This window comes from Paucimonas lemoignei (assembly GCF_004342585.1).
Taxonomy (GTDB): domain Bacteria; phylum Pseudomonadota; class Gammaproteobacteria; order Burkholderiales; family Burkholderiaceae_D; genus Paucimonas; species Paucimonas lemoignei.
Genome location: NZ_SLZQ01000009.1, coordinates 115,252 through 141,247 on the forward strand (window position 1 = coordinate 115,252; position 25,996 = coordinate 141,247).

The 25,996-nt window shown below is 56.7% G+C and carries 43 protein-coding genes and 1 tRNA gene; 41 read left to right on the top strand and 3 right to left on the bottom strand.

The features are described from left to right. The first annotated feature begins 42 nt into the window (after positions 1-42). The 15 genes from EDC30_RS14035 (at position 43) to EDC30_RS14105 (ending at position 9,666) form a co-directional block, all read left to right on the top strand. Positions 43-678, top strand: coding sequence for a hypothetical protein (locus EDC30_RS14035; protein WP_132259480.1), 636 nt, complete (start codon positions 43-45; stop codon positions 676-678). An 81-nt stretch (positions 679-759) separates the two neighbouring features. Continuing rightward, on the top strand, positions 760-2,022 hold the full coding sequence (locus EDC30_RS14040; protein ID WP_165973828.1) for a DNA circularization protein: 1,263 nt from the start codon (positions 760-762) through the stop codon (positions 2,020-2,022). Beyond that, positions 2,015-3,184, top strand: coding sequence for a phage baseplate assembly protein (locus EDC30_RS14045; RefSeq protein ID WP_132259482.1), 1,170 nt, complete (start codon positions 2,015-2,017; stop codon positions 3,182-3,184). The genes EDC30_RS14040 and EDC30_RS14045 overlap by 8 nt, the downstream gene beginning before the upstream one ends. Continuing rightward, positions 3,181-3,732, top strand: a complete 552-nt coding sequence (locus EDC30_RS14050; RefSeq protein WP_132259483.1) for a phage baseplate assembly protein V — start codon at positions 3,181-3,183, stop codon at positions 3,730-3,732. Before EDC30_RS14045 ends, EDC30_RS14050 begins: the two co-directional genes overlap by 4 nt. Next, on the top strand, positions 3,732-4,202 hold the full coding sequence (locus EDC30_RS14055) for a phage GP46 family protein (protein ID WP_132259484.1): 471 nt from the start codon (positions 3,732-3,734) through the stop codon (positions 4,200-4,202). The genes EDC30_RS14050 and EDC30_RS14055 overlap by 1 nt, the downstream gene beginning before the upstream one ends. Next, positions 4,192-5,256 (top strand): baseplate J/gp47 family protein, encoded by a 1,065-nt coding sequence (locus EDC30_RS14060; protein WP_132259485.1) that lies wholly within the window; start codon positions 4,192-4,194, stop codon positions 5,254-5,256. Before EDC30_RS14055 ends, EDC30_RS14060 begins: the two co-directional genes overlap by 11 nt. Position 5,257: 1 nt before the next feature. Continuing rightward, positions 5,258-5,851 (top strand): YmfQ family protein, encoded by a 594-nt coding sequence (locus EDC30_RS14065; protein WP_165973829.1) that lies wholly within the window; start codon positions 5,258-5,260, stop codon positions 5,849-5,851. 3 nt (positions 5,852-5,854) lie between these two features. After that, on the top strand, positions 5,855-6,730 hold the full coding sequence (locus EDC30_RS14070) for a gp53-like domain-containing protein (RefSeq protein WP_132259487.1): 876 nt from the start codon (positions 5,855-5,857) through the stop codon (positions 6,728-6,730). A gap of 14 nt (positions 6,731-6,744) precedes the next feature. Next, the gene (locus EDC30_RS14075; RefSeq protein WP_132259488.1) at positions 6,745-7,431 is read left to right on the top strand and encodes a DUF4376 domain-containing protein; all 687 of its coding nucleotides are present in this window, start codon (positions 6,745-6,747) and stop codon (positions 7,429-7,431) included. A gap of 2 nt (positions 7,432-7,433) precedes the next feature. Then, a complete protein-coding gene (locus EDC30_RS14080; protein WP_132259489.1) occupies positions 7,434-7,916 on the top strand; it encodes a hypothetical protein in 483 nt (160 codons plus the stop codon). A 3-nt stretch (positions 7,917-7,919) separates the two neighbouring features. Then, complete coding sequence (locus tag EDC30_RS14085) at positions 7,920-8,162, top strand: holin (RefSeq protein WP_243656792.1); 243 nt, start codon at positions 7,920-7,922, stop codon at positions 8,160-8,162. Further along, a complete protein-coding gene (locus EDC30_RS14090; protein ID WP_132259490.1) occupies positions 8,159-8,674 on the top strand; it encodes a glycoside hydrolase family protein in 516 nt (171 codons plus the stop codon). The genes EDC30_RS14085 and EDC30_RS14090 overlap by 4 nt, the downstream gene beginning before the upstream one ends. Continuing rightward, positions 8,671-8,856, top strand: a complete 186-nt coding sequence (locus EDC30_RS14095; protein WP_132259491.1) for a hypothetical protein — start codon at positions 8,671-8,673, stop codon at positions 8,854-8,856. Before EDC30_RS14090 ends, EDC30_RS14095 begins: the two co-directional genes overlap by 4 nt. After that, positions 8,853-9,347: a hypothetical protein gene (locus EDC30_RS14100; RefSeq protein WP_132259492.1), complete on the top strand. Its 495-nt coding sequence runs from the start codon at positions 8,853-8,855 to the stop codon at positions 9,345-9,347. The genes EDC30_RS14095 and EDC30_RS14100 overlap by 4 nt, the downstream gene beginning before the upstream one ends. Positions 9,348-9,444: 97 nt before the next feature. Further along, entirely contained in the window at positions 9,445-9,666 is a 222-nt protein-coding gene (locus tag EDC30_RS14105) for a hypothetical protein (RefSeq protein WP_132259493.1), read from the top strand. On the opposite strand, the gene EDC30_RS14110 is transcribed toward EDC30_RS14105, so the two are convergent. Then, positions 9,667-10,692, bottom strand: coding sequence for a hypothetical protein (locus EDC30_RS14110; protein WP_243656793.1), 1,026 nt, complete (start codon positions 10,690-10,692; stop codon positions 9,667-9,669). A gap of 180 nt (positions 10,693-10,872) precedes the next feature. Between EDC30_RS14110 and EDC30_RS14120 the strand changes: the two genes are divergently transcribed. Next, positions 10,873-11,343 (top strand): phage regulatory CII family protein, encoded by a 471-nt coding sequence (locus EDC30_RS14120; protein WP_132259496.1) that lies wholly within the window; start codon positions 10,873-10,875, stop codon positions 11,341-11,343. Positions 11,344-11,368: 25 nt separating this feature from the next. On the opposite strand, the gene EDC30_RS19510 is transcribed toward EDC30_RS14120, so the two are convergent. Next, entirely contained in the window at positions 11,369-11,515 is a 147-nt protein-coding gene (locus tag EDC30_RS19510; RefSeq protein WP_165973830.1) for a hypothetical protein, read from the bottom strand. On the opposite strand from EDC30_RS19510, the gene EDC30_RS14125 reads away from it, so the two are divergent. The 25 genes from EDC30_RS14125 (at position 11,514) to EDC30_RS20000 (ending at position 25,961) form a co-directional block, all read left to right on the top strand. Continuing rightward, entirely contained in the window at positions 11,514-11,711 is a 198-nt protein-coding gene (locus tag EDC30_RS14125; protein WP_132259497.1) for a hypothetical protein, read from the top strand. The genes EDC30_RS19510 and EDC30_RS14125 overlap by 2 nt on opposite strands. Before the next feature lie 103 nt (positions 11,712-11,814). Beyond that, positions 11,815-12,012, top strand: a complete 198-nt coding sequence (locus tag EDC30_RS14130; protein ID WP_132259498.1) for a hypothetical protein — start codon at positions 11,815-11,817, stop codon at positions 12,010-12,012. A 56-nt stretch (positions 12,013-12,068) separates the two neighbouring features. Then, positions 12,069-12,740, top strand: a complete 672-nt coding sequence (locus EDC30_RS14135) for a tyrosine-type recombinase/integrase (protein WP_165973831.1) — start codon at positions 12,069-12,071, stop codon at positions 12,738-12,740. Beyond that, a complete protein-coding gene (locus EDC30_RS14140) occupies positions 12,737-12,931 on the top strand; it encodes a hypothetical protein (protein ID WP_132259500.1) in 195 nt (64 codons plus the stop codon). Before EDC30_RS14135 ends, EDC30_RS14140 begins: the two co-directional genes overlap by 4 nt. Then, a complete protein-coding gene (locus EDC30_RS14145; protein WP_132259501.1) occupies positions 12,928-13,122 on the top strand; it encodes a hypothetical protein in 195 nt (64 codons plus the stop codon). Before EDC30_RS14140 ends, EDC30_RS14145 begins: the two co-directional genes overlap by 4 nt. Positions 13,123-13,146: 24 nt before the next feature. Next, positions 13,147-13,575, top strand: a complete 429-nt coding sequence (locus EDC30_RS14150) for a DUF7673 family protein (protein WP_207907283.1) — start codon at positions 13,147-13,149, stop codon at positions 13,573-13,575. Continuing rightward, positions 13,572-13,817 carry a hypothetical protein gene (locus tag EDC30_RS14155; protein WP_132259502.1) on the top strand — a complete coding sequence of 82 codons (246 nt, stop codon included), beginning with the start codon at positions 13,572-13,574 and terminating at the stop codon, positions 13,815-13,817. The genes EDC30_RS14150 and EDC30_RS14155 overlap by 4 nt, the downstream gene beginning before the upstream one ends. Beyond that, positions 13,814-14,371 carry an HD domain-containing protein gene (locus EDC30_RS14160; protein WP_243656794.1) on the top strand — a complete coding sequence of 186 codons (558 nt, stop codon included), beginning with the start codon at positions 13,814-13,816 and terminating at the stop codon, positions 14,369-14,371. The genes EDC30_RS14155 and EDC30_RS14160 overlap by 4 nt, the downstream gene beginning before the upstream one ends. Then, positions 14,368-14,796: a hypothetical protein gene (locus EDC30_RS14165; protein WP_132259503.1), complete on the top strand. Its 429-nt coding sequence runs from the start codon at positions 14,368-14,370 to the stop codon at positions 14,794-14,796. The genes EDC30_RS14160 and EDC30_RS14165 overlap by 4 nt, the downstream gene beginning before the upstream one ends. A 20-nt stretch (positions 14,797-14,816) precedes the next feature. Then, on the top strand, positions 14,817-15,218 hold the full coding sequence (locus tag EDC30_RS14170) for a hypothetical protein (protein WP_132259504.1): 402 nt from the start codon (positions 14,817-14,819) through the stop codon (positions 15,216-15,218). Next, a complete protein-coding gene (locus tag EDC30_RS14175; RefSeq protein WP_132259505.1) occupies positions 15,211-15,588 on the top strand; it encodes a DUF2528 family protein in 378 nt (125 codons plus the stop codon). Before EDC30_RS14170 ends, EDC30_RS14175 begins: the two co-directional genes overlap by 8 nt. Continuing rightward, complete coding sequence (locus EDC30_RS14180; protein ID WP_132259506.1) at positions 15,585-15,878, top strand: hypothetical protein; 294 nt, start codon at positions 15,585-15,587, stop codon at positions 15,876-15,878. The genes EDC30_RS14175 and EDC30_RS14180 overlap by 4 nt, the downstream gene beginning before the upstream one ends. Beyond that, a complete protein-coding gene (locus EDC30_RS14185) occupies positions 15,875-16,069 on the top strand; it encodes a hypothetical protein (protein ID WP_132259507.1) in 195 nt (64 codons plus the stop codon). The genes EDC30_RS14180 and EDC30_RS14185 overlap by 4 nt, the downstream gene beginning before the upstream one ends. Then, complete coding sequence (locus tag EDC30_RS14190) at positions 16,066-16,314, top strand: hypothetical protein (RefSeq protein WP_132259508.1); 249 nt, start codon at positions 16,066-16,068, stop codon at positions 16,312-16,314. Before EDC30_RS14185 ends, EDC30_RS14190 begins: the two co-directional genes overlap by 4 nt. Positions 16,315-16,612: 298 nt before the next feature. Further along, positions 16,613-19,375, top strand: a complete 2,763-nt coding sequence (locus EDC30_RS14195) for a toprim domain-containing protein (protein ID WP_132259509.1) — start codon at positions 16,613-16,615, stop codon at positions 19,373-19,375. Continuing rightward, positions 19,368-19,664 (top strand): hypothetical protein, encoded by a 297-nt coding sequence (locus EDC30_RS14200; protein ID WP_132259510.1) that lies wholly within the window; start codon positions 19,368-19,370, stop codon positions 19,662-19,664. Before EDC30_RS14195 ends, EDC30_RS14200 begins: the two co-directional genes overlap by 8 nt. A 16-nt stretch (positions 19,665-19,680) precedes the next feature. Further along, on the top strand, positions 19,681-20,202 hold the full coding sequence (locus EDC30_RS14205; RefSeq protein ID WP_132259511.1) for a hypothetical protein: 522 nt from the start codon (positions 19,681-19,683) through the stop codon (positions 20,200-20,202). Continuing rightward, positions 20,192-20,410 carry a hypothetical protein gene (locus tag EDC30_RS14210; RefSeq protein ID WP_132259512.1) on the top strand — a complete coding sequence of 73 codons (219 nt, stop codon included), beginning with the start codon at positions 20,192-20,194 and terminating at the stop codon, positions 20,408-20,410. Before EDC30_RS14205 ends, EDC30_RS14210 begins: the two co-directional genes overlap by 11 nt. A 1-nt stretch (position 20,411) precedes the next feature. Then, positions 20,412-20,615 carry a hypothetical protein gene (locus EDC30_RS14215; protein ID WP_132259513.1) on the top strand — a complete coding sequence of 68 codons (204 nt, stop codon included), beginning with the start codon at positions 20,412-20,414 and terminating at the stop codon, positions 20,613-20,615. Positions 20,616-20,617: 2 nt separating this feature from the next. Further along, positions 20,618-21,079, top strand: a complete 462-nt coding sequence (locus tag EDC30_RS14220; protein WP_243656795.1) for a hypothetical protein — start codon at positions 20,618-20,620, stop codon at positions 21,077-21,079. Between the two features lie 65 nt (positions 21,080-21,144). Beyond that, a complete protein-coding gene (locus EDC30_RS14225) occupies positions 21,145-21,645 on the top strand; it encodes a hypothetical protein (protein WP_165973832.1) in 501 nt (166 codons plus the stop codon). Between the two features lie 12 nt (positions 21,646-21,657). Beyond that, positions 21,658-21,930 carry a hypothetical protein gene (locus EDC30_RS14230; protein ID WP_132259515.1) on the top strand — a complete coding sequence of 91 codons (273 nt, stop codon included), beginning with the start codon at positions 21,658-21,660 and terminating at the stop codon, positions 21,928-21,930. A 643-nt stretch (positions 21,931-22,573) separates the two neighbouring features. Beyond that, positions 22,574-23,578 (top strand): tyrosine-type recombinase/integrase, encoded by a 1,005-nt coding sequence (locus EDC30_RS14235; protein ID WP_132259516.1) that lies wholly within the window; start codon positions 22,574-22,576, stop codon positions 23,576-23,578. Positions 23,579-23,745: 167 nt separating this feature from the next. Beyond that, the gene (locus EDC30_RS14240; protein WP_132259517.1) at positions 23,746-24,390 is read left to right on the top strand and encodes a hypothetical protein; all 645 of its coding nucleotides are present in this window, start codon (positions 23,746-23,748) and stop codon (positions 24,388-24,390) included. Further along, positions 24,387-25,961 (top strand): recombinase family protein, encoded by a 1,575-nt coding sequence (locus EDC30_RS20000; protein ID WP_424446922.1) that lies wholly within the window; start codon positions 24,387-24,389, stop codon positions 25,959-25,961. Before EDC30_RS14240 ends, EDC30_RS20000 begins: the two co-directional genes overlap by 4 nt. Here the strand turns inward: EDC30_RS20000 and EDC30_RS14255 are convergent. Further along, positions 25,920-25,995 (bottom strand) — tRNA-Asn (locus tag EDC30_RS14255). The genes EDC30_RS20000 and EDC30_RS14255 overlap by 42 nt on opposite strands. Between the last annotated feature and the right edge of the window lies 1 nt (position 25,996).

The window sequence follows — 25,996 nt, forward strand, 5'->3', positions numbered from 1 at the left end:
CCCTTATCATATGTTCCTTTTGATAATTTCCTTGGGGGGAGAGTGGAAGAATTTGTTAAGTTTTTGCAGGCGTGGAAAGAGCTGGTAGGCGCGGTCATTGGCGTATTCGGCTCGCTATGGGTTGCTGTGATCGTTGCAGCAAGTGCGCGGCGCGCAGAGGAACGAGGCGCAGCGGTGATGCTTGTTGCTGATCTGTTTGGCGTTTGCAGCTCTGTTGATACGATCAAACAAATGGCGCGAGAAAAGGGCGTGAAAGTAGAAGATCTCAACTATTTTATGGTTGAAAAACTGACCCATATAAGGCCCGTGCTTTCCCCCTTGTTCGACTCGTCGTTCCTGAGAGTTGTGAATTGCGACAAATCGCTGGGATCATACCTCTCACTTTTCCAAGGACTCATGCGCAGTGTTGAGCCGGTCTATCTACGTTTGGCTGACGATCTCTACCTGATCGCGAAAGGTCAGAAGCCAGATCGCGGTATCGAGCTAATAAATGCCGACGTCGCAACAGTCTGCAATGCTTATATCAAAGCCGCAGACTATGCCGAATTCGCAATTTATTTTCTCGAGAGGGCTGTCATTTCACGATCTCCAAAGTTGTACAAACTGCGCCGCCGCATCTTCAGAAACGAAAAAGAAAAGAAGGCTGAGCACGTGTTGAAGAATCTTTACGGCTTCTGACCTAACAACCTCCCCCCTCTTGTTGTATTGACGAAAGGGTGAAACTCGGCGGCACTGATACCTGCGTGCCGAGTCGATCCCTTGAGCTTCCGAGACAAATTACAGCCTGCCTCATTCCGCGGGGTGCCTTTCGAGGCACCCGCCGCAGAGACGGTCGTCGGCCGGCGCGTGGTGGTCCATGAGTTTCCGCACAAGGATCAACCCTACGCAGAGGACATGGGCGGCAAGGCCGATGAGTTCGTAGTGGATGGCTTCATCATCGGGGAAAATTATCTCGATGGTAAGGAAGCGCTGATTAAAGCGCTGAAGAAGCCGGGGCCCGGCACCTTGGTGCACCCGACCCACGGCGAGCGGCAAGTCGTGCTGGTGAATCCGTCAAGGCTGCGCGAGCAATTCATTGAGCGCCGCGGCATGGTGTCGTTCTCGCTGACTTTTGTTGAAGATGGCGACAAGGCGCAGCCGCAAGTCCTTATCGACACCCAGCAGGTGGTCGAAGATGCGGCCGATGCCAGTTATGGTCCCCTGGAGGATGTCTTCGTCGGCGATTTCAGCGTGGACGGGTTGCCAGGCTGGTCAATCGACGCGATCGCCACTGAAGTCGGCCAGATCAATGATGTGATTTCTTCAGTGCGGGACAGCCTGCGGCTCGACATGACCAGCCTGTCCTCACTGGCTCGTGCCGGCAACATTTTTAAATCCAATATCGTCGGGCTGCTGGCCACGCCGAGCGCGCTGGCCGGAGAACTGACGAGCCTGGTTCGCGGGATCGTCGGCCTGTTCGATTTCTCCGCGGCGCAGAACCAGCTTTTCGGCGCGCGTCACCAGGTCAAGCAACCGATGAACGTGCTGCTACCGCTGCGGCAATATGGCCAAACGGGCACCGCGTATGCCCGCCCCAGTGTGCCCGCCAATACCCCATTGCGCCGGCAGCAGGCCACCAGCACCGCCGCCCTGTATTCTCTGATTGCCCGTGCCGCCGTTGTCGAGGCGGTGCGCTCCTCTGTGTATATCCCGTTTGACAACATCGAAGCGTCGGTGGCCGTGCGCGACCAGCTTTATGACGCCATGGAAGATGTGATGCTTGATGCGCCCGATGCGGTGTATGAAGTGCTGCATGCGCTACGCAGTGCCATGGTGCGCGACATCACCGCGCGCGGCGCGGATCTGGCGCAGGTTTCCAGCGTGACCCTGCCAGCATCGATGCCGGCCCAGGCGCTTTCCTATCGGCTGTATGGTAGTGGTAACTACGCGGACGAGATCATTGCGCGTAACCAGGCGGCGGCGACGATCATGCATCCGCTGTTTGTGCCAGGCGGTACCGCGCTGGGAGTGCGCCGTGTCTGAGCCCATTGTCCAGCTAAAGGTCGGCAGCAACGTATTCGGCGGGTGGAAAACCATGCGTGCCGAGGTTGGCATCGAGCAATGCGCCGGCGCCTTCGAGCTTGGCGTGACCGACCGTTGGGCCGGGCAGGCCACGCCCCTGCAGGTCAGGGCGGGAGAGGCTTGCACGCTGATGCTGGCGGAGCAAACGGTGATTACCGGATTTATCGACGTGCCGAAACCGCGCTACGACAGCAAGTCGCATGGCATTTCAGTGTCCGGGCGTGACAAGACCATGGACCTGATTGATTGCTCGGCGATCTATAAGTCCGGGCAGTGGAAAAACGTCACGCTGGACCGCATCGCTCGCGATATCTGCAAGCCCTTCGGCATCGAGGTCGTGGCCCATGGCGATACGGGCGAAATATTCGACAGCTTCAACATCGAGGAAGGCGAGCGAGCCTTCGAGACGATCGACCGCGCTGCGCGCATGCGCAGCGTGCTGGTGACGACCGACGGCACCGGGAAACTGATTCTGACGCGCGCATCGACTCAGAAGGCTGGCACGAGCCTGGTAGAAGGCGAAAACATTCTTTTTGCTGAGCTGGAAAATTCCTGGAAAGAGCGCTACAGCCAGATCACCATCAAGGGGCAGGGCAAGGGCAATCTCACAGAGTTTGGCGAGAAAGTCGCGCACGGCAGCGCCACGGTCCAGGATGACGCGATCACGCGTTACCGGCCGTTGATCGTGATCGCCGAGCAGCACGGCAAGGGGCCAAGCTTTAAGCAGCGCGCCGAATGGGAACGCAATGTGCGGCGCGGCCGCGGGATCCGGGCAACGATCGTCGTACAAGGTTGGACGATGAACGACGGCAAACTGTGGCGGCCGAACCTCCTGGTGCCTGTCAAATCGCCTTATCTATACATTGACCAGCAGCTGCTGATCGCGAAATGTATTTACTCCAAGGACGATAGCAGCGGCACATTGACCACCTTACAGCTTGTTCACCCATCCGCGTTCGACGTGCTCCAAGGCGTGCGCGGTACCCCGCTGAATCGCCGGATCCGCGGCACGAATGGCCTGGAAGACAACCGCAAGCACGCCAAGGAACGCGCCAAGGGCAACAAGTCGGCCGGCGCGATCATCGATCTGTCGACCGGCAATGCCGAAGGAGGCGACCAATGATGGAAGAACTGGGTCGGGCTTTGCAGCCGCTGCGGCGGCAACTGCGTCTTTTGGCCAGCCGCGCGGTGCTGAAGCTGATGAAAGATGCCGTGTCGGTCCAAGTCAAGGCACTGGACGGCGAACCAAAGGATGACGCCGAGCTGTTCCAGCAATACGGATTTCGCTCCCGGCCGCTGGCTGGTGCCGAGGGCATTATGCTGGCCCTGGGCGGCACGCGTGACCACACCGTCATCCTGTGCATGGATGACCGCCGCTACCAAGTGGATTTGCTGAAAAACGGTGAGGTGGCGATGTACACCGACGAAGAAGATTACTTCGTCCTGAAGCGCGGCCGCATCGCGGAATTGAACACGAAAACTTTCGTGGTCAAGGCATCGGAAAAGGTCAGGTTCGAGACACCCATGGTCGAAAACACTGGGGAGATCAAAGACAAGTGCGATAGCGGCGGCGTGACGATGGCGGACATGCGCACCAAGCATAACGCGCACGACCACAACGAAACCAATGTGGCTGGCGGGAAGACCAGCAAGCCGAATCAGGTGTTCTGATGGCCGATATCGCAACCAGGTTCATCGACTTCACCCAGGGCGCCGACCTGGTGATCGATGGCATTTTTTTGGCCGAGGATGATGGCTTGCTCACTGCCGTGGTGATGTCGCTCTTTACCGATCGCCAAGCCAATCCGGACGACAAGCTGCCCAATGCGGATCTGGGCGATGACGATCGCCGCGGCTGGTGGGGCGACGAGTTCAACGAGGATCCGCGGGACCGGATCGGCTCTCGCCTGTGGCTGAACGAAGCGGCCAAGCAGCTGCCGGCCGTGCTCGAGCGCGACCGGAAATACGCCCAGGAGGCGCTGCAATGGATGGTTGACGACGGTATCGCATCCCGCGTGGTGGTGAGCGCCTTGTCTCCACGCCAGGGAATTCGTGCCCTGAATGTCGCGATCTACCGACCGGACGGCACGGCCTCCCGTTACCAATTTGAATCTTTCTGGAAGGGACATAATGGCCTTTGAACTGCCGGACCTGCGCACCCTGATCAGTCGCGCACAAGCCGATATCGAAGCCGAGCTGCCGGGCACCAATGCGCGGCTACGCCGCAGCAACTTGAACGTCCTGGCGCGCGTGATGGCCGGCATGGCGCGCGGCATGTATGCCTTTATCCGCGAATTCATTTCTCAATGCTTGCCATGGTCGCGTGGCTTCCTACTGCGCCAATGGGCAGAAGTCTGGGGTGTCATGCAACTGCCGGCCACCGCCGCTACTGGCCGGGTCACCTTGACCGGTACCAATGGCAGTGTCATTGAAGCCGATACGCTGCTGCAGGCGGCTGACGGCCGGGAATATGCCACGCAGGCCGAGGTGACGATCGCCGCCGGCGTCGCTCTCGCTACCGTAGTGGCAGTGGTGCCAGGCGCCGCCGGCAACCTGCCGCCGGCCACAGAACTGAGCCTGGTCAACCCAATCGCCGGTGTGGCTAGCACGGCCACGGTAGATGGCACCGGTGTGACGGGCGGCACAGATGCCGAAGACATGGATAGCCTGTATGCGCGCTACCTGCAGCGGGTGCAGAACCCGGCGCATGGCGGATCCGTGGCCGATTACATCACCTGGGCCCGGGAAGTGCCTGGCGTGACGCGCGTCTGGGTCTATGGTGGTCTGGATGGCGACGCTACCGTGCAGGTGTATTTCGTCCGGGATAACGATGATGTCAGCATCATCCCGGACGCCGCGGCGGTTGCCGCCGTGCAGGCGCATATCAATAGCCAGGAGATCAAGCCTGTTGCGGCATCTGTCGGTGTATATGCGCCTACCTCCAAGGTGGTCAATTACACCATCAAACTGACGCCGGACACCGCGGCCACGCGTGCGGCCGTCACCGCCGAGCTACAAGACCTATACGCCAGGGAAGCGACTTTGGGCGGCACCATGCTGAAGTCTCACATGGATGAAGCTATTTCCCTGGCAGAAGGCGAGACCGATCACGTGTTGGTGGCCCCGACGGCCAACGTGACGGCACTCCTCAATGAGATTCCCGTGCTCGGCACGATCACGTTCACGGGAGGTTGATATGGAGACGCTCGACAAAGATCAATATGCCTCTGCCCATGCGCAGCTGCAGCCGCGCGGGTTGGCCTGGTCGCGTAATCCGAATGGTGTGCTGGGCAAGCTGTACAAGGCGTTTTCCCGTTCTTACGCATCTGTACACGCATCTTTGCTGCTCTTGGCGCGTGAGCTGGATCCGCGCAGTTCATCCCAACTGCTGGACGACTGGGAGCGCTTCGCAGGTCTTCCGGACGAGTGCTCTCTGATCCAAGGTACCGAAAGCGAGCGCCGCGCTGCCGTGCACGCCAAAATCACAGCAACAGGCGGAGCATCGGCTTCGTACTTCATTCAGCTCGCTGCCACGCTCGGCTACCCCGGCGCAACGGTGACGGAATTCCCGGTGGCGCGGTTTGGCCGGTCGCACTTCGGGGATCGCTTCCATAGTCGCAAATGGCGCAACGTGTGGCAGTTGAATTTGCCCGGGCAGGGGAACACCACGGCACGTTTCGGCGATCGCTTTGGCACCCGTTTTCAACAGAGTGGCAACACGGTTCTCGAATGCCGTGTCGTCAAGCTCAAGCCTGCACACACGCAGGTGATTTTTCACTATGGAGCGTAATGCATGGACTATCCATTAAGCCGGTCTACCGAGCTCGATCTTTATAACGGCAAATTTGATGATGGCGTGCCTGGCATCAGGAAGGCCTCGATCATTCCATCACGGACATTCAATCAAGTCATGGATGAATTGCTGGCTGTTATTGTCGCAGCCGGTTTGACGCCTAATGAAAACAGCTCAGTGCAGCTGCTCGCTGCCTTGCGCGCTTCGGGGGTTTTTGCGACGCCGCTGCAGTTTGACAGCAGCACAAAGGCGGCGACAACTGAGTTCGTTAAATCATCAGGCTTCCAGTTCGCCGGAGAAACCATCATTAATGTTAGCGCTACGCTGACGGCGGCCCATATTGGGAAGGCTGTCATTCTTGGCGCTGGCGTAACCATTACGCTTCCTGCTGCAAATGCATTCCCATCTGGTTCAACGATCGTTATCGTCAACGCCAATAGCAATTCCAGCACTGTGCAGCGAGGCGGCACAGATGTTATTGGATACAACACAGGCACGGGAAATTCGCTGACGCTAACGGCCGGAGATTCGATTGTTTTGGAAACCGCCGGCACGAGTTATTGGCGCATCATCGGCGGTTCGGCGATGGCGCAATTTACCGGATCTCTGGCAAACAATAAGGCAACTAACGGATATACGAAACTACAAAATGGAATCATATTTCAATGGGGAATTTCTGCGTTAAGTGGATCGTTAACCACTTGGCCGATTGCGTTCCCTAATTCGTGCCTGAGTTGTGCGGCGCTTTCCAATTCAAGCGCCACAACTATTACTTATTCGAACCTTACAGCTACCGGAACGACGTTCAGCATGCAATCTTCGACGACTGGCGCAAATCAGTCGGCGAACTGCCTCTACATTTGCGTTGGTCATTAAAGCGAGATTAGAAAATGAAATTTTATTCAGCGAAAGAACGCGGTTTTTATGACGAATCGATTCACGGCGCGCGCTTTATTCTCATTATCGATCCGGCATTCGAACCGAAAGAAATCGAGCACATAGATACTGATCCTGAGAGTGGAGAGACACTGGATCGATATATGGTGCTAAACCCTGACGCGCCGACGGTCAAGGTGCCAAATCAGGACAGCAAAATTCCTACTGACGCCGTTGAGATAACGGACGAAGAACACGCCGCGCTGATTGACGCGCAATCGAAGGGCGCAACGATAACGGCAGATAAAAACGGCAAGCCGATTGCGGTTTTCCCGCCGCCGCCGACGCTGGAGGATATCAAGGCTGCGAAGAATGCGGAAATCAACGCCGCACGCCTAGCCGCCAATTCCTCGACGTTCGAGCACGCAGGGAAAGTGTTTGCATGCGATGTGCTCTCGCGTTCCGATATCGACGGCACGGCGAACCATATCGCTCTTTTCGGCAACTTTCCGCCTGAATTCCCAGGGGGGTGGAAGGCAGTAGATAACTCCATCCTGCAAATGGCCAGCGTGGACGATTTCAAGGCCTTCTTTAAGTCTATGACTGCCCGCGGCACTGAAAATTTCAACCATGCGCAATTGCTGAAACAGCAGATCGCGGCCGCTGTAACACCGGAGCAGGTTCAAGCAATTAGCTGGTAGCCATGGACATCGTCACGATTCGCTTCACGACGAAATGGCCGCCCAACCTGGCCAGCCTTGCAACCGCACGGCTCGGGGGCTCCAGGGACTTTAGCCACTCAATGAACATCATTGATGGCAAGGTCTTTGAAGCAACCATGCTGCATGGATGCCGAGTAGGCATTCCACTTGAGGTGGCAATGCAGGGTGTGGCGATGTACCAGGACATGTACGTGCCAGTCCGGGACAAGGCTGCGGCGATCGCCTGGGGCCTTGAGCAGTATGGCAGGCCGTACGATTTCGCCGGTGCGTTGGGCATTCCTTTCCTGGCTTCGGAAGACTGGGCCAATGATGATGCCTGGTGGTGCAGTGAATTGAGTTTCATGCAGGTGCTGAAAGGCGGGACGGCCATGTTGGATCCGAACGTCTGCAAGCGTGTAACCCCCGCACATCTTTTGATGTGCAATTTCGCAAAGTCGGAAGTTGTTCGACTGAGATCTAAGTAACAAATGAAAAAAGAAGGGCAGATCATGAGCCTGCTAAAAACAAATCCAGTCGAGGCAGGGAGCTATACCGGAGCTATCATCTCCGTGGTTTCCTCACTGACGCTTACCGATATCGGCATCATCATCGGCATTATCACGGCGCTGCTGACCTATGCCATGAATGCCTTTTATGCGGCCCGCAAAGACAAACGTGAGCAGCGTGAACACGAAGCGCGCATGAAAGCGCTGGAAGGAGCAACGCAATGAAAAAAGCACGCATTGCAGTTGCTGCGCTGTCGCTCTCTGCGGCTGGGTTCATTGGCATTGTTCAGAGTGAGGGATACACCGATCACGCCGTCATCCCGACCAAAAACGACAGGCCAACCGTGGGATTTGGCAGCACGTTCCATGAAGACGGCTCACCGGTGAAGATGGGCGACACGACCACACCGGCCCGCGCACTGGTCAAGGCGCAAGCGCACGTCAGCAAGGAAGAGGCGATTTTCCGCAAGTCGCTGGCCGGTGCCAGCTTGCACCAGGAGGAGTTCGACCTGTACATGGATTGGGTGTACCAGTACGGCACCGGCAGATGGAGCGAATCGAGCATGCGGCGCCACCTGTTGGCAGGTGACTATGTCGCGGCCTGTGACGCGCTGCTCGCTTACAAGCGAGCAGGCGGAAGGGATTGTTCGCAACCTCAGAATTGGGGCCCGAAAGGCTGCAAGGGCGTCTGGACCCGCCAACTGGAACGGCATGCCAAGTGCATGGCAATGCAATGAATAAATTCCTAAGCCGCAAATTCCTGATTGCCTTAGCGACGCTGATATCTGCATCCTGGCTGGTCTGCAGCGAGCACATTGCCGACGGTGTGTACTCAGCGGTTGTTATCGCCGTCGTAGTCGCGTACATCACCGGCAACGTGGCACAAAAGAAGGTCACTCCCAGGGAGCCACAATCATGAACCTGATACGCATGGGCATCTATGCCGTTATCGCGGCCGCAGTGGTCGCCGTCCTGGCCGCCATCACCCATGGCATTTATACCCACGGCTATAACGCTGCCGATGCAAAGTGGCTGAAGAGGGAGACCGAGCGCAAGGACATCGAACTGGCATCCATCCAGGAGGAGCTGCAGGCGCAGGAAATCCTCAAGGGCCAGTACGAGCACGAAAAACAATTACTCAAGAAAGGACATGCGGATGAAATTGCTAAAAGTCGCGCTCTTAGCGCTGCCGCTCCTCGGCTGCGCATCAGCGCCGAAATCTGTGGTGAGCTTGCCGTCGAAGCCGAAGCCGATCGCGCCGGCGGAAGCAATGGTGGAGATCCCCGAACCAGGCTGGTTCCGGAAAGAGTTGACCAGGATTTTAGAGCGCTCGAACTGAAGATTGAGCATGTCTTCGCCGGCTGCCGCGTCGCTCAGGGACACCTGCAGCAAAACGGGATGGCACCGTGACGGATCAGTCACTGTGGAGCGGGTATTGGCACCGACGGGAAGTTTGACCAATAACTCCCGGTAAAGGCTTATACTGTAATTTTATACAGTGAAAGCCATGCAGCCAGAGCGCATCGAAATCTTTTACCTGTTCCGGTACACCTGCCCGCTCACGAAAAAAAGGCGGACCACTCGCTATAAGATGACGGAAGACGATGCAGCCCAGCAGCTGCAGGGAAAGGATCCCGAGCGGGTCGAACCATCCCGGGAGGAGCGCCGCATTCAAGACCCGGGCAAGCTCTCCATGGCTTTTCTGCAGCGCGGTCCATCGGAGAGGTAATTACATGCTTGGTGCCGGAAGCTCGCCTTCGTCCGGATCCGGCGTCATAGCACTGATAATTTTCTGGACTGCCTGTTTTTTGTCCTTATCGAGCATGCGGTAGTGCAGCAAAAGCTCAACTTCTTCGATTGCTACGACAGGCATGCTGGGATCTTTGAAATCATCGAATACTGGGCTGGTCACGTCGATCGGCACGCGCGCATTCAGTAATCCTTTTTCCCTATCAAATAGCTTATAGGTGCCGATCTCTCCCTTTTCCAGCTGTTCCATTAAGGCGGCGTCGAGATAGGTATAAAACAGTGTGCCGTTCCGCTTGCGCAGAGTAAGGATGGACGCGGGGCCGAGAGGTCCGACAATTACCTCGACGATCGTGTAATCGATGAATTGGTCTTTGACGCTGTGGCTTCCTGGCTGGGATAGCACGAATGCCAGTCGGTGATGATCGCTCACCACAGTCACTTCCCACTGCTCTTCTGATAGCAGCTCATCCAATAAGCTGGCGGCCGCCTGGTCGCTGGCACACGGCGCCACGTAAAAAGGCGTGCCTCTCCCTTCTAGCAGCCAGTCGATCCGGACATTCTCCGCGCGCCGGATGATTCCAAGGGTTTCTGCTCCCGGCATGCCGCCCTTGTTCATGACGCTTTCAATTGTTCCTTTGCTAACACCGATGGACTTAGCCCACGGGTGGATCTTTCGATCGCCGACAACGAAGGCCAAGCGCTCCGAAATGGTGCTCCCAAATTTATTCATAAATTTATGAAGAATCCCTTCCCAATTCATAAAATTAGGAATAGAATTTAAGGACTCTATTAAACAATTCTTAAACAAGCTCATGATATCAAACCCCACTACCGGCACGCAGAAGAACAAAAAGAAAAGTGGCGCAAAGGAATCAAAGGCGAGCCCCTCGAACACCAAGTTCGTGATGGTGACCTTTGGACGGCGAGATAAAGAGGTCGTCGAAGTCTTCGAAAAAGAAGCCCAGGACCAAGGCTTGAGCCGCTCCGCGCTGGCCCGAGAAATCATCCGGAAGCATTTCGGTTACGCATCCCTTCTGACATAGAAAAAAGCCCACATGACCGCGCCAACGGTCATGCGGGCTGTGCTTTACCAGCAGTCCCGCCGGACTGACTAGATTGCAAATATGCAACGACAGTGTAGTCAATCCGGCAAAAAGAGAAGTGTTAACTTTATTGCAGGATTCACATGTCGTCGAATCGTCCCTTAGTTCCGCCCAAAGACGTGCACGAGGCGTTCCGCGCCGTGGTCTATGACTACGGCGTACCGGAAATGGCTGCCGTGCTCGGGATGCCAGTTGGCACCCTCTATAACAAGTGCAACCTCAACGAAACCACCATCCATAAGCCCAACCTGGGCGAGTCTGTTCTGGTGTCGGTCGTTTCCGGAGATCACCGGATCGCGGAGGCATTAAGCCAGACTTTGGGCGGCCTGCATTTGCGTCTTCCCAAGCTGGAGGGCGTTTCTGATGCAGCTCTGCTGGAAATGGTGGCAGAGATTCATATCCGCGCTGGACACTTTCATTTCGAAATCAAGGAAGCGCTCAAGGACGGTAAGTTTTCCAGAGAAGAGCACGCCGAAATTAAAAAGAAAGCGCTTCAATTCATCACTGCCGTGCTGGAAACGGTCAAGCGCATCGAGGGCATGGTCGATGAATAAATCTACAAGACCAGCGCCCCGCGCACTACAACGCGCCGGCATTACCCACGCAGTCGACAACGTGCCGGCCGGTTCCTATGTCGGTGGATTTGAGGCCGACTTCGTCAATCTGTTCCGCAACGAGATCATCAAAAAGCTTTTCAAGGGGGAGAGCAATGGTGGCAAGGTACATGAGCCCATACCAGCGCACGCTGGAACTGAAGGTGATCGTCCGCGAGCCGACGATCGACGACCTGAAAGCAGCGTATCAGCGCTGTATCGCCGATAAGAAAAAACTGCCTTTCGAAAAGGCGCTGGAAACGCCGGCCTTTGCGCTGGCCATCAAGAACGCGGCGCGCGCCGCAATCATTCGATCAGGGGGTAAGTGATGTCCTTTCAACGTTTTTGTGACTGGCTGCTGGCCATTTTCATCGTCGCCGTGATTCTCGTCACGGCCAGCATTCTGGACCAGCCTGTGCTGCTGGCTGCGCAATGAAGACGATCCGCATCAGTGACGAGACATTTCTCGTGCTGCAGTGTGCCGTTATGAACTCGATGAAACAGACCAACGCGATGTTGGAAACCTGCACATCCGCGAACATGAAAGCCGACCTGGAAAAGGATCGTATCAAGCACGCAACGGCATTGCACGAGTTGCTCGACCCGCCGAACGCTGGATTCGGCGCCTGAAGTTTTCATCCGGTGTGGGAGCGCCGGGAATATTAACCAACCGCATGGAGAACCACATGCAACGCTATTTGACACCACAAGAACAGCAGCAGCTGCTCGGCGCTGCAGCCAAGTCAGCTGACATCTACGACCGCCGCGACCATGCCTGGATCCGCGCCTTGCTGCACTCGGGGCTGCGCATCCAGGAGTTTTCCCGGATCACCCTGGGCGATGCCATGGCAGCGCTGCGCGAGAAGTACCTTTTCATTCCGAAGGAAAACCGCAAGGGCAAGGGGCAGGACCATCGCGTGTTCGTTACCGCCGCGTTGCGTGCCGCCCTTGAGGATCTGGCCAAGATCCACTTCGAAATCGTCGGTGAAGAAAAATCCAACCTCAGCCATGCCCTGGTGCTTAGCCGTGAGCATGGTGGATACGGCAAGCCAATGTCCGTTCGCTCCTATGAGCTGCGCCTGAAGCACTGGGCAAAGGTCGCAGGCCTGCGCGCCGATGTATCCCCGCACTGGCTTCGCCACAGCAGAGCCATGAACATCATGCGCAGCAGCGAGGCCAAGGATCCGCGCGGCATTACCCAAGCAGCACTCGGGCACACATCCATCGCCAGCACTGGCGTGTATACCAAAGCAACCAGAGAGGAGATCGAGGAGGCGCTGAACCAGGTCGATGCACCGGCCGGCAAGCGCGTCACGCTCTCCCAGCTAAGAAAACAATTCGAAAGGAGAGCTTCGTGATTTTGATTTCTGACCCGACCGATGTCATCGGCAAGAAGGTATCGCACCAGGGCGCCGTCATTGGCACCGTGGTGAGCATCAAGCCGAACATGCAAGGCGGCCGGCGTTATGCCTTTGTGAAGCCGTACGACGAGGCGTGCTATGAGCACCGCCTGCCTCTGGATGAACTTGACCTGGTGAGGGAAGCATGACGAGAGCCATTCAGGAAATTTCCGATGCAGTGCTGGCTGAGCATATCCGCCTGGCAGTTGAGTATGCCGTCAAGGCCGAGCCTAGGCCCAACCTGTGCGCTGTCGCCATGTTGGCCAATCTATCTGGCCGGCTGGAATTTGAGGCCCCGCAGGCAGCCAAGGCTTTGCGCGCTGCTTTGCTGGGCAGCTAACCATCAACCGTAAAGGACTTCACCATGGATGCCAAATTGCCGCCAGCAGTGAATGCAGACGACGCATGCCAGCAAAGCGCATTTATCGCCCGGATTCGGGCCCAGGAAGAAAGGCGCCTGCAGGCGCAGGCAGAAGGGCTGCCGGCGCTGCGTCGCCTGTTACCGATTGCGCGTCGCGATACAGGCCAGAGCCGCGTCATCGCTCACTTTTTGCTGTCTCTCTATAACGGCAACCGCTTCAAGATGGACTTGACCGACCTGCGCGGACTCGACCAGGAGCTGTTTGAAGATTGTCTGGCTGTACTAAGGATGGACAACACGCCGCAGCGTGAAGTGCATTGCTACTTTGAGAACGGCGGAGCCATCTGGGAAAAGATGGCCAGCGACTGGAATGTCACCGACTACCGTCTGCAGCGCATCGAGCTGCAGGAGCTGAAGGGCGCAGCGCGATGACCGAGCAGCTGCTGCAAGCCTGGGTCCTCCTCACCGGCGGCGCGTCCGTCTGGTTGATGGCGGATCCGCGTGGACAGCGTCGCAGCCTTGGCTGCTGGATCGGCCTGGCTGGCCAGCCTGCCTGGTTTTTCAGTACATACCAGCACTTCCAGTGGGGAATGTTCATGCTGTCTGTAGTTTTTACATCAAGCTTTATCCGCGGCATTGTGCTGCACCGCTTCTCCAGGGATAACAAAAAATGACCAATCAGACTTTGTGCTCCATCCTGACCTATAGCGGTCAGTATGTGGATCTACGTGAGCCGAACCCGGAAACCATCCAGATCGTCGATATCGCGCACGCGCTGTCGCAAATCAACCGGTTTGGTGGCCATACCCGCAACTTCTATTCCGTTGCCCAGCATTCCGTGCTGGTGTCGCATATCGTGCCGCGTGAGCATCGCCTCGCTGCGCTACTGCATGACGCCGCGGAGGCGTACCTGGGCGATATCGTCATGCCGTTGAAGCGCATGGCGTTCAACCTGGAATACCGGGACATGGAAGACCTGCTCCTAGAGGTCATCCTTGAACGCTTTGGCATTGTCCACTCAGATTACCAGGCCGCTCGCGACGCGATCCGCCAAGCAGACCTTGTCATGCTGGCCACCGAGCGCCGAGACCTGATGCATCCGGATAACCAGCGCTGGGCCGTGCTGGATGGTGTGGAGCCCCGTTCCGCCACCATCCGGCCACTGCTGCCGGTGCCGGCTGAGGCCGCTTTCCTACAGCGCTTTAAAGAACTGTCGGGGGTCCTATGAGCAGCTTTTCTGTCGACCTGGTGCGCCGGTTTAATGAGCCAGTCGGCGCCCTGTATCGCGCCTTTGATCACCTGATCGGTGCGCGTCCTGGCATGACCTTGATGGTGCCGATTGCCGCAGCTACCGGTCGCTTTGATGGACTGGTCGACCAGTGTCCGGTGCCGCACTTGGAAGCGGCCGCCATCCTTGAGCCTGAATATGCCGACGCTGAGCCGCTTTACCTGACGCTGCTGATGTCGAAGTCATTCTGGCGCCGCATCCCGGAAGCGGACCGTCAGCAGCTGATGGAAATGCTCATCAGTAAGGAAAAGATTTGCGCCTATGACGCTGCATGGCGGTACGTCTGGATCCAGCTCTGCACCGGCGGGAAGCCGTGCCTGCTGCTGATCGGTGAGACCGGTGTGCGCTTGGCCTACGCGCCGTAATTTTAAGGGGGATGAGGTAAATGAAAACATCACAACTAGAACGCGATCAATTCACAGAACGCTTGTGCAGTGTGCTGGAACAGCACCAGTACGACCCGAAGAAAGTCACCAACATCGCCCGCGAGTTCAATGTTCGCTCTCCCGATAAGGTGACGATCCATGGTGTGCGAAAGTGGCTCAAGGCAGAATCCATCCCGGCACAGGGACACTTGCGCGTGTTGTCCGACTGGCTCGGCGTCGACGCGGCCTGGCTGCGCTTTGGCGGAAAAGAAGAGCAGCCGAAGGCGAAGCCATCACCGATCAACAAAACGGTGTTGTTAATCGCTGCTGAGATCGACGGTCTGCCGGCTGAAGGGCTTGCTGCGGTGCGCGCCGTCATCCGCGCCATTAAGACCGCTTCGATGGAGGCGGTCCATGGCTAACTGGAGCCAATACATCATGACCTATGACGATACCGGCCACCAGGTCGAAGTGGCAGTATCGGATGCGCCAGAAACATTGGCTGTGATGGGCGAGATCAATTCCTTCTGGAGTGGAGATAAAGATCGTTTAGCGGCCGCAAATGGCGACTTGACTGTCGCTGTTTTGAAAATGCTATGCACCAGGTTGCTGGCTGCGACCTTCTCCGAGATTAATCCATTCGATGATTTCGTCAAGGGCAAGGTGGAGGGATGGCCTCCACTTGATGGCAGTTATGGCATCAAGTTGCTGCACACGGATCATTTTAGTCTTGATGGTGACGTCTCGATTTCTTTTGGCCCTTATTACGTTGGACTCGAAACGCCACAATGATATCGACATTCACAGCGCCCAATGGCGCAACGTACGAGGCTAAGTCCGCCAACCCAACCGATGACGTTCTGGCGCGCAGGCTTAAGAAGGGCATCTACCGATACGAAGATGATGAGCTTTATAAGCGCTGCTCACGTTGCAAAGATTACTGGCCAGCGGATACCGAATTCTTCTATCAGGTGAAAGGCGATGACGGCCTGAACCAATGGTGCAAAGCCTGCTACCAGGAATGGCGTTATCCGAACGGAAGAAAGGCAGAGAAACACGAGAACAAGGAGATTTGCGCATGATTTCCACAGTAAGGCAGGCAGCCAACAACCGCCGGACTCTAGCCTCCATCAAATCGAAATTACTTCTAATTTCCACTGACTGGGGTGAAGTCGATGAATTCTTTCGCGCTCAGTTCGAAACATTGGCGAGCGACGTCGAGCAGCTGGAAAAGCATCTTGATGAATTTGTCAAAGCCGGTGGCCAGGTATGACGCACACCTGCCATATCCCTCACTGCCCGGTCGCCGTGCCTCCGGAGCGCTTGATGTGCCTGAAGCACTGGCGCATGGTGCCGAAGGATCTGCAGCGCGATGTATGGCGCCATTACCGGCCCGGCCAGTGCAACGACAAGAATCCCAGCGCCGCATACCTCGGCGCTGCCAGGGCAGCCATCCAGGCCGTACAAGACAAACTTCTCAAGAAAGCCAACAACAATGATTCTCTCCAGCTTTTTTAATGTTTCGCTACAGCGCCGCGGCCTGCTGGCCACCAGGCTTGCTCCCTGTCTGCTGCCTCGAGCCAGTGCCCAGACTATCCGCTACGAGCAGACCAACCGCTGCGAAGTCGTCCCGGAAAAAGTGTTTGTGAGCTGGCTATTTTGGCAATTTTGTATTGCTATAAAAATCGAGAGTATTACCACAAAGCAATAGTTTCTTCCTCCCATGAATATGGGAGGCTGATGTAACAATTCCCGAAGGGTTGGATGCACCTGCGCGAGTGACAAGGCGGGGCGAGTCTGTTGAACAAAGAAGAATATGGCATCGATTGACGAACTGAAAAAACGCATCGACATGCACGACCTGGCTGAGCGCCTGGGTCTGAAGCGTGGCAAAGGGGGGAATGCGAACTATCACAGTCCATTCCACGAAGACAAATCACCATCGATCGGCATTAAGGACGGCTACTTCCGTGACTACAGCAATGACGGCGCACCTCATGCGAAGGGGTCCTGCGTCGACATGGTGATGTATTTCCGGCAGATGTCGGATGTGGCCGACGCCATGCGCTGGCTGCACCAGGAGTATGGGATCCCGCTCGACAAGAAGGATGCGCCGGCGGAGGTCCCACGGGAGAAGTCCCGCGCTGAGTACATCGCCGATAAGTGCATTGCGGAGGCGCCGCAGGTACGTGAATACCTGAACGGCCGCGGCATCAGTGACCAGGTCATCGATGCGGCCATCAAGGCCAAGACGTTGGGATTCAATTCCTACACGTCCAAGAAGATTGCCGAAGGCGAAGTCGGCCATGGTGGTCCGGCTGCGGCTTTCATCGTCCGCCACCCGCAGACCAATGCGGTGCTAGCCGTCGACCTGCGATATCTGAATCCAGAGCTCAATGGCGGCGTCAAGACGCAATCCCAGGGGGACAAGGATGGCGTGCTGTGGTGCAGCGACTGGCGACGCTTCAAGAACGCGAAACGGGTCTGGATCGTCGAGTCTTCGATCAATGCGCTGTCGATCGAAACCGCGGATCCGCATGCTGTTGCCCTGGTCCTGCGCGGTCTGGGCAACGTCGACCTGGTGGACTGGGCCTTCCTGCGCGGGAAGTTCGTCATCATCTGCCTGGACAATGACAAGCCGTTCGAGCCGCCGCACAAGCAGGCCGGACACCGTCCAGGCCCGGAGGCTGCCTGGCGCTTGTACGAGCGGCTGACGGCGCAGAACATCGGCGCCATGCTGGTCGACCAGGCGGACTGGAGGGATGAAGACGAAGAGCTGATCAACGACGTCAATGATTACCTGCAGGCGATTGGGCCCGAAAAGCTGAGGGCCGCGCTGGAGAAGTTCGAACCGTGGCTGATTCCCGGCCTGTCTGGTGAAGCTGGCACGTTCGGTAAAAAGCGTGTCTATCTCCCAGCCCATGACTTCGCCCAGTATTGGAAATTCCGCGTGCGGCCGGACTTCACCAATTACATCGGCAAGATGGAGGAAAAAGACGGTGAGGATGGCGAAACGATCAAGACGCCGATCGTGTCCGACCTGGCAGGCTTCAGGGTGGCGTCGCTCTCCCGCGTGTCTGTGGCCAGCTCGACATCGACCATGACGGGCGACCCGGACAATCAGCCGACGGTGTACTTTGCCGTGTCGGTGCAGACGCCGCGCCACGGGCCGGTGCTGCAGCGCCGGGTGATGCAGGACGAGCAGCTGCACAACATCGACGGCTGGAAGAAGTTCGGCCCGGTCTGGATCCCGTCCGCGTTCTCTCGCATGATCAACATCCTGGAGCGTACTGCCGACCTGGGCGCACGGCAGGCGGCCAACTTCGTCGGCCTGGCATGGCGCGACGGCGAACTGATCGTCAACGAGGGGCCGGACTGCTACTTCACCGAACCGGACAAGCAGTGCCCGTACCACAATCTGACTTTTCCGGGCGGTACCACCAGGGAGGCCCGCCAGGTGATCCAGGCCTTCCAGACGACGTACAAGCAGAATGCAGCCCTGATTCCCCTGGTGTGGGCGCTTGGTGGCCACCTGAAGGTGCTCCTGGGCTTCTGGCCGCACATGATGATCCAGGCGGACAAGGGCATGGGTAAATCGACTCTGATTAAGCGGATGGAGCGGGCGATCGGCTTCACGATGTTTTCCGGGCAGTCGCTGCAGACCGAGTTTCGTCTGCTGACATCGATCTCGCACACCAGCCACCCGGTCGGCTGGGAGGAGCTATCCGCGCGCCGGCAGGACGTGATCGACAAGGCAGTTGGCCTGCTGCAGGAAAACTATCAGTACACGGTGACCCGCCGCGGTACCGACATGACCGAATACCTGCTGTCGGCACCCGTGCTGCTGGCCGGTGAGGATGTGCCGGTCAAGTCCCTCCTGGGCAAGATCGTGCGCACCGAGCTGACCAACAAGAAGGGGCCGATGATGCCCGACGACCTGCCGCGCTTCCCGGTCAAGAACTGGCTGCAGTGGCTGACCAGGTTGTCCAAGGTCCAGGTGATGGAGCGGTACCGCGATATCCGGCAGATGTGCCTGAATGCGTCACGGGCCAGTGGCCAGGACGATGGCGCCCTGCGCATGGCATCCAACTATGCCGCCCTCTATCTGGCCTGGGAGTACTTGTGCGAGTTCGCCGGGCTGGATCCGCTGCAGGGTGACTTCGACGCGGACATGCTCGAGGAGATGAACCGGCACATCGGTGAGACCAGCGCCGATCGGGAACCGTGGGTGTGGATCATGGAGACGGCGCTGTCGGAAATCGCTGCCGGCCGGTTCTCCTACCCATATGCCTGGGAAGGGCAGGGCGATAACGCCAAGGCGCTCCTGGTGCGCACCAGTCACATCATGGATCACATATCGACGGCGCCGGCGCTGCGCGAGAAGTGGAACGGATTGCCGGTGAAAAGCGATCGCGTGTTCAAGAAACAGATGATGAATGCCGGCGTCATCGATGGCGATTGCGAGCGGACCATCCACACACGACGCGTGTCGAACCTGCAGATCATTTCCCTGGAAAAGCTCCGGCAGTTCGGCCTGTATGCCACCCCATCAACGACGAAGAGCTATGAGCATGACTAACGAAAAAGTGCCTGTAGTGTGCGACTGCATCAACTGGTGTGGTGATGATCCCTGGCTTCGTGATGGTAGATCAAAGCCTTGTGCAGCCGCATTGAAGAGGCAAGCCATTGAGCAGAACGCCGCGGCACGTGCGATCGCACGGTTTGAGTCCTGGGCCAATAGCGACCCGCTGCAGCACGTGTTCAACCTTGCGAAGCACCCGAACGGCATGGGCGGCCGCACGTATGACGAGCTGGCCACTGAGCTGTGTTTTCAAGCATTCAAGGCTGGTCCGATTTATCTGAAATGAGAGGGAGGTAACTGCAATGAAAATGGCCAAGGCAAATGAACAGGACATGGAGCAGGCGATTCGCCTGACTGCTGTCCTTGATAACGTCGAAAAAGGGTATTTCCCGCCGTCCGGAGATCCGGAGAGTGAAGATAACGAGCCGACGTTTTTTGATCCGGATGACCAAGAGCACCTGCGTGTGTTTTATGAGCGCGTGATGGCATGCATCGAGGCCGCACCAGGTGGATTGATGCGCGTGACCTGGGGCTTCCACACGCTGATGCATAACGACATTGTGGATCCGGATGCTGAAACCTTAGAGCTGCATCCCAAGCTGGTCCAGAATGCGGCGGACGCTACGCTACTGGATTGGCTAGACACTCTAAGCAAGCGCGATGCGAAAAGCGACATGCATTTTGTCACTGGTGGCGTACGCCTATATGTCAGGACAGGCTTTGGTGCAGAAGTTGCAGTAAGCGGGATTGGAACATCTGTGCGGGAGGCGATAGCAGCCGCCATGGACCAGTCTGACAGCAAGGAGAATGGCAGTGGAAATTGAAGCCAAGCCGAAGTTGGACCGGAACTATGTGAGCGTAATGCTGCAATGGTTGGTTAGTGCGCATGATCACAAGATGGAGCCAATACGGTTCGATCAATTCCTGAAGGATGCTGAAGTCGCATTCCTTAGAGATATGCAGCTTGTTGCCGAGGCCGCTTTCAACAAAGGCCGTGAATATGAGCGTTGCCAGATTAATAGCGGGGAATAGCATGAGCAAATGGTTTGAAGTGAAGGTCACCAAAGTAACCGTCTATGCCGTCGAGGTTGAAGACGATGAGGACGCTGATAAAGCTCAGGAATACGCACTTAATGAGGCGGACGGCTTCGATGAAGTGGAAGTATCGCCCGAGATCGTAGGCGCGGAGAACATTGACCGCATTCGCCGCCACGCTGATGAAACCTTGGAGATTTGAGCATGAGCATCGAATGCGGAATTTGCGAGCGTGATGCGCGCAGCGGGCATGCTGATGATTGCCCGCGAAAGACTGGGATCTCCCAGCCGGAAGAACTGTTTTACCTCCAAGACAGCCGCAGCTATGTCGGCAATGACGTTCTGTGGTGGGCCAAGGATGGCAATGGCTACACCACCGACCTGAGCAAGGCCCATGTGTACACGAAAGCCGAGGCCCTTGCACTGCACGAGAGCCGAGAAACAGATATTCCGTGGCCGAAGTCCTACATCGACGGCAAGACGAGGCCCGCCGTTGATATGCAGTACATCAAGCGCAGCGAGGCGTTGGCTGGCACTGGCATTGTGCTGAGAACCACAAAAAGGCACCGCGAAACGTACCGCTGCGAAGGCTGTGGCGTGTTTATGAATGTCACCGCCTACTACACAGCCGCATGTGCGAAGTGCGGCACGGAGAATCGACCATGACTAACCGATTAAAACGACTAGGATTCATGTACATAGCGAAACGGCCATGCGGTAAGGTTTCTGCCATGTCATGGGACGATGCTGGCAGTAAAAAGGAGGTCGCAGAATCAGTGGCACGATGGATTCGCCGCGGTGACACAGTGGAGCGTCTTGAGCGATTTGAAGGCGATCCGATGCCGGAATGGGTGTGCCGGTGGAATTGTGATGATTGCAGGCCTGCTGCTAAGAAGGAATCCGAGCAGGAAGTCCACGTCATGCGCGCCAAGTTGACCGCGTGGTTCCCTGCAGATTTGAAGCCGGTTTACCCAGGTATCTATCAGACCTTCGACCCGTTCCAGAATCGCAAGTGGTTCAACCGATGGACTGGCCTCGAATGGATATATGGTGGCGCCACGCCAGACGAGGCCGCCAAGGAATCCGGGAAACTGCCTGAGATAAATCTCGGAAAGTGGCGCGGCCTTGCAAGCAGACCTGCTGACCAGGCACTAGGTAATGAGTCACCTGTGTGCCCACAGTGCCACGGCAAGCCCACGCTGCAGTCCGAATGCGACTGTTTGCCCTTTTAAATTGGTGCTGCCATGAGCCTATATCCCAAATACTGGATGGTCTTGCGCGACCCTCCCTTCACTAATGGCAATGTCGGGCTGCAGTACGCGCCGCGCTTCGTGCACGAGAGCCGTGAAAGTGCAGAGAAGGAAGCAGAGCGCTTGGCACTTAAAACAGGCGAGCCGTTCTTGATCCTGGAGGGCGTGGCCTGGGTACATCCACGCAAGGCTGACCTGGCTGGTTTGCCATCGACAGTGCCGGCGTATCAACAGCTTCCAATCGAGGCTCCTGCGGCTTCCTCCTAGTCCCGGGCGTCCGCAGGACGCCTTCCCCAATCCTGCGGCCGTGCGGCCGCCAAATATTGATTTGTTGGCCCAGGCCGGCAAGTCCTTTGTCGACCTCCCCGCACCCCTCCACGAAAAATGGGGCCGCGGAAACGGCAAAACTTTAAGGGGAGGGAGGTCCGCATAGGTATTTTCTATCAATGGGAAAGCAGGGAGTGCAGAAAACTCGTGGATAGCGGTGGATAAGTGCGTAAGTCGTTGATTTTAGAGAGAGTGCCATCCACAAGTGATATGCGTTTTTCCATGGGTGTGTAACAGTTTTCCAGATATTTGATTTTTGGAATTAATCCGCGTCTACTCTTATTTATCTCTCTCTAACTAATTGAATATAAAGAAGAATAAAAGAAGGGGAGGAAGGAGAAGAGGGCGGAAATGCATCCACAAGTTGAAGGGGGAATTCCACAGGTTAGCGCGCTGCTGAAAAAAACGTCCATGAAATTAGATATGCAAAAGCGGCCAATTCATGGAAATCCGTGGAATAGAAAAATGAATATTTTCAAGGGGTTAAGGTGAAAAATGACTTCATCCATACATCCACAGCTTGTTTTGCGTGTGGTTCCCCTGTGTGTCTTGCTTTTGGGAACTTGAATTTAGGAAAAATGAAATGAATAACGCTGAGCTGATCGATAAATTCATCACCTGGAAGCGCTACAACGACGGCGCCAAGCCGCGCACGGCTGAGGCTTACCAGGCAGCGCTCGAGCGCCTGGTTGAATTCCTCGAAGGGCGTGATCTGGAGGATGCGTCGATCGACGATGTTGAGCTCTTCGGCGGCCTGTGGCTGCACAAGCAGGGTGTCAACGCAATCAGCCGGCGCCCCTACGTGGCTGCGGTGCGCGAGTTTTACAAGTGGCTGGCCGGCGCCGGCAGGATTAAGACCAATCCAGCTGCGGATCTGCGCTATCCAAAGGGCGGCCGCCGGCTGCCATCAATGATCACCCTCGGCAATGCCGAGAAGCTGATGTGGGCGCCAGACTTTTCAACGTTCGCCGGCGTGCGTGATGCCGCCATCCTGTCCTTGTTACTGGGCTGCGGCCTGCGCCGTGAAGGCGTGGCTAACCTCAATGAATCCAACCTGGTGCAGACCGAGCACCAGGGCGACAAGCGCTACATCCTGCGCGTGATGGAAAAGGGCGAGAAGGAGCGCATCCTGCCGGTGCCGCGTGAGGCCGACATGGTGCTGCGCCTCTACCTCGAGCACGAGGACCTGCAGGCGATCGACCGAACGCTGGAGAGCGGCGACAAGGTGCTGTTTGTCTCCCTTGGCAACAAGATGGTGCCGCCACATGAATACATCGGTGAAAACCGCCGCATGGCCCCGAAAGCCATCTGGGAAATCGTCAAGAAGCATGGCAAGGCCGCAGGTATTCCGGACGCCCAGCTGCATCCGCATGCCCTGCGCCACCTGTACGGCACCGAATTACTCGAGTCAGACGTCGATCAGCACATCAGGCAGGAACTGATGGGCCACGCAGATCCACGCTCCACCGAGGTCTACACGCACCTGGCCATGCGCAAGAAGATGACCGAGGCAGACCGAGCCAACCCGTTCGCCAAGATCCGCACACCAGTCGGCGAATTGATTTCGAAGCTTCGCCGTTCCTCCTGACCGCTGTCTTTTTTTTGCTGGAGCCTTAGCCATGCCTGCACATCAACAAGCCGAACACAACTCATATTCCCGGCGGCGGCCTTAGTCCGGAGAGATAGTGTTTATAGGCCTTAGCGAGACGATCCCGCACCACTCCAAACTGCACCTAAAAACGAGCAAAAACGAAAATGACTACAGCAACCAGGGGCTCACACACTGCTACTGATGGGTTTCGTGATCTGTCAGAAAGCGAAACTCAACAGGCAACAGCAGGGGCAAGCACAGTGCTATCGACAGATGAAAAGCGAAGCTCAGCCAGCGGAATTGCACAGCTAGTCCTACAGCTGTCGTTCGAGGAGCCTGTCCAGGCCAAGGGGGTGGGGGGGTGGCATAGGTCTTGCCCTCCCCCGGCAGGGGGGGGAAGGTACCAAAAAAATCGCGATTTTTTTGAAACCCAGCCAGGAGTAAAAAAAATCGACGCTCGTCCGCGCGATCCGCGGCTCGACGAGCTGGCCGCCATGGGCTTGGCGGACTACTGGCTACAGGTGGCAGAATATCTGGGTGTTGATGCCTTCCTCGGCATGTGGCGCATCCTGGATGCGAACCGAAACAATATTCCGCAGGCTAAGCGCAACGGCGGGGATTCCATGTCACCCATCTTGCGACCGTATTCAGGGTACCTGCGTTTCCAAAAAAATCGTTTCGTCGAGCAGCTGGCCGCGCAAGGTTTGAAACCGAAGGAAATCCAGCAGCGCGTCCAGCAGCAGCTATGTGAAAACATCTCGATTGTTCACATTTGGCGATTGAGCAACAAGAATAGAATTAAGCGATGACACAAAAAACCGCGATCATTTATCTGCGCGTCAGTTCGGTACAGCAGGCAAGGGAAGAGCTACCGATTGAAAGCCAGTTGCAGTTCGCCTATAAAAAGGCACGCGATCTGGATGCCCTGGTGATCCGGGTATTCACCGATAACGGCGTGTCGGGCCGCACGGATCAGCGGCCGGAGTTCCAGGAAGCGGTTAAGTACTGCGAGCTCTACAAGCCGGATTACTTCATTGCCTGGGATACGGCGCGCTTTGCCAGGAACAGGATCGATGCGGCGCTGTATAAGCGCGATCTGCGCGAAATCGGCACCGATGTAGTGTATGTGTCAGTGTCGATCGACTCGAAGACCGACGAAGGCTGGATGCTGGAAGCGTTGATGGAGGTGTTTGACGAGAACACCAGCCGGCGCATCAGCAAGGACACCAGGCGCAGCATGATCAAGAATGCGACCGAGGGGTTTTTTAACGGCGGCCGCGTGCCGTACGGGTACCAGACGGTGCCGGACGGGAGAAGAAAGCGCGTCGTGATCAAGGAAGAGGAGGCTGCCGTGGTGCGGGAGATCTTCCACATGTGCACCAAAGGGATGGGCGCCCATGCGATCGCAGTCGCAATGAATGACGCTGGTCATACCAACCATGGCAGAAAGTGGGTAAAAAGCAGCGTGATCTACATGCTGAAAAACCAGATCTATGCCGGCTACACCGTATTCAACCGCCGCCGGCACCATGCCAATAAATTCGAGCCGGAAGAGAACTGGATCCGGACCAAAAGCCATCCCGAAATCATCGACGAGGAGCTGTTCATGCGTACTCAGGAAATCATCAGCGGCCGGGCGCCAGGCGAGGCACTTGGCAGCCCGAAAAGCAATCACCGCTTCACAGGGATGCTGTTCTGCGGCCAGTGCAAGAGCCCAATGCATATTGAAAGCGGTAGCGGGCGCAGTAAGACCTATTTTTACTACCGCTGCAGTAACGCCAAGCAGCATCAGGGGTGCACGGCGGCCCGCATCAATGCCACCGCGCTGGATGAATACCTGTCTCAGGTCATTCTTGACCAGATTTTGACCAGGGACAGGGTCAAGGCAATCATTCGCGATATCGAAGAGTCGGTGGGCACCTGGTGGAAAGACCGGGAAAGCCGGCGCGCGGCTGTGGTGGCGGAGATCCGCGACCTGGAAAAAAAGCAGAAAAACCTATTCGACGTGCTGGAGATGTATGGCAAGGACACGCCCAACCTGGCGGATGTCACAAAACGCCTGCGGGAAATTAAGTCTTCGCTGGAAACTCTGGAAATGAAACTGGCCGAGCTGGAGTCGGAGCAGGATCCGGTGATGAATGTCAGCGAAGAGGATATCCACACGGCATCAGACGTCCTGCGGACCATGGTAATCGACTGCGAAAACCAAAAGGCGGCGCGGAGCTTCTTCAGTTCGTTCGTGGAAAAAGTGACGCTGGAAAAAGAAAGGGTTGTAATTAAATACAACCCTTCGAAGATCTTGAACCACGAAAGAATCGTGGTTCATAGTAAGGAATCTTGGCTCCCCGACCTGGACTCGAACCAGGGACCTGCGGATTAACAGTCCGTCGCTCTACCGACTGAGCTATCAGGGAA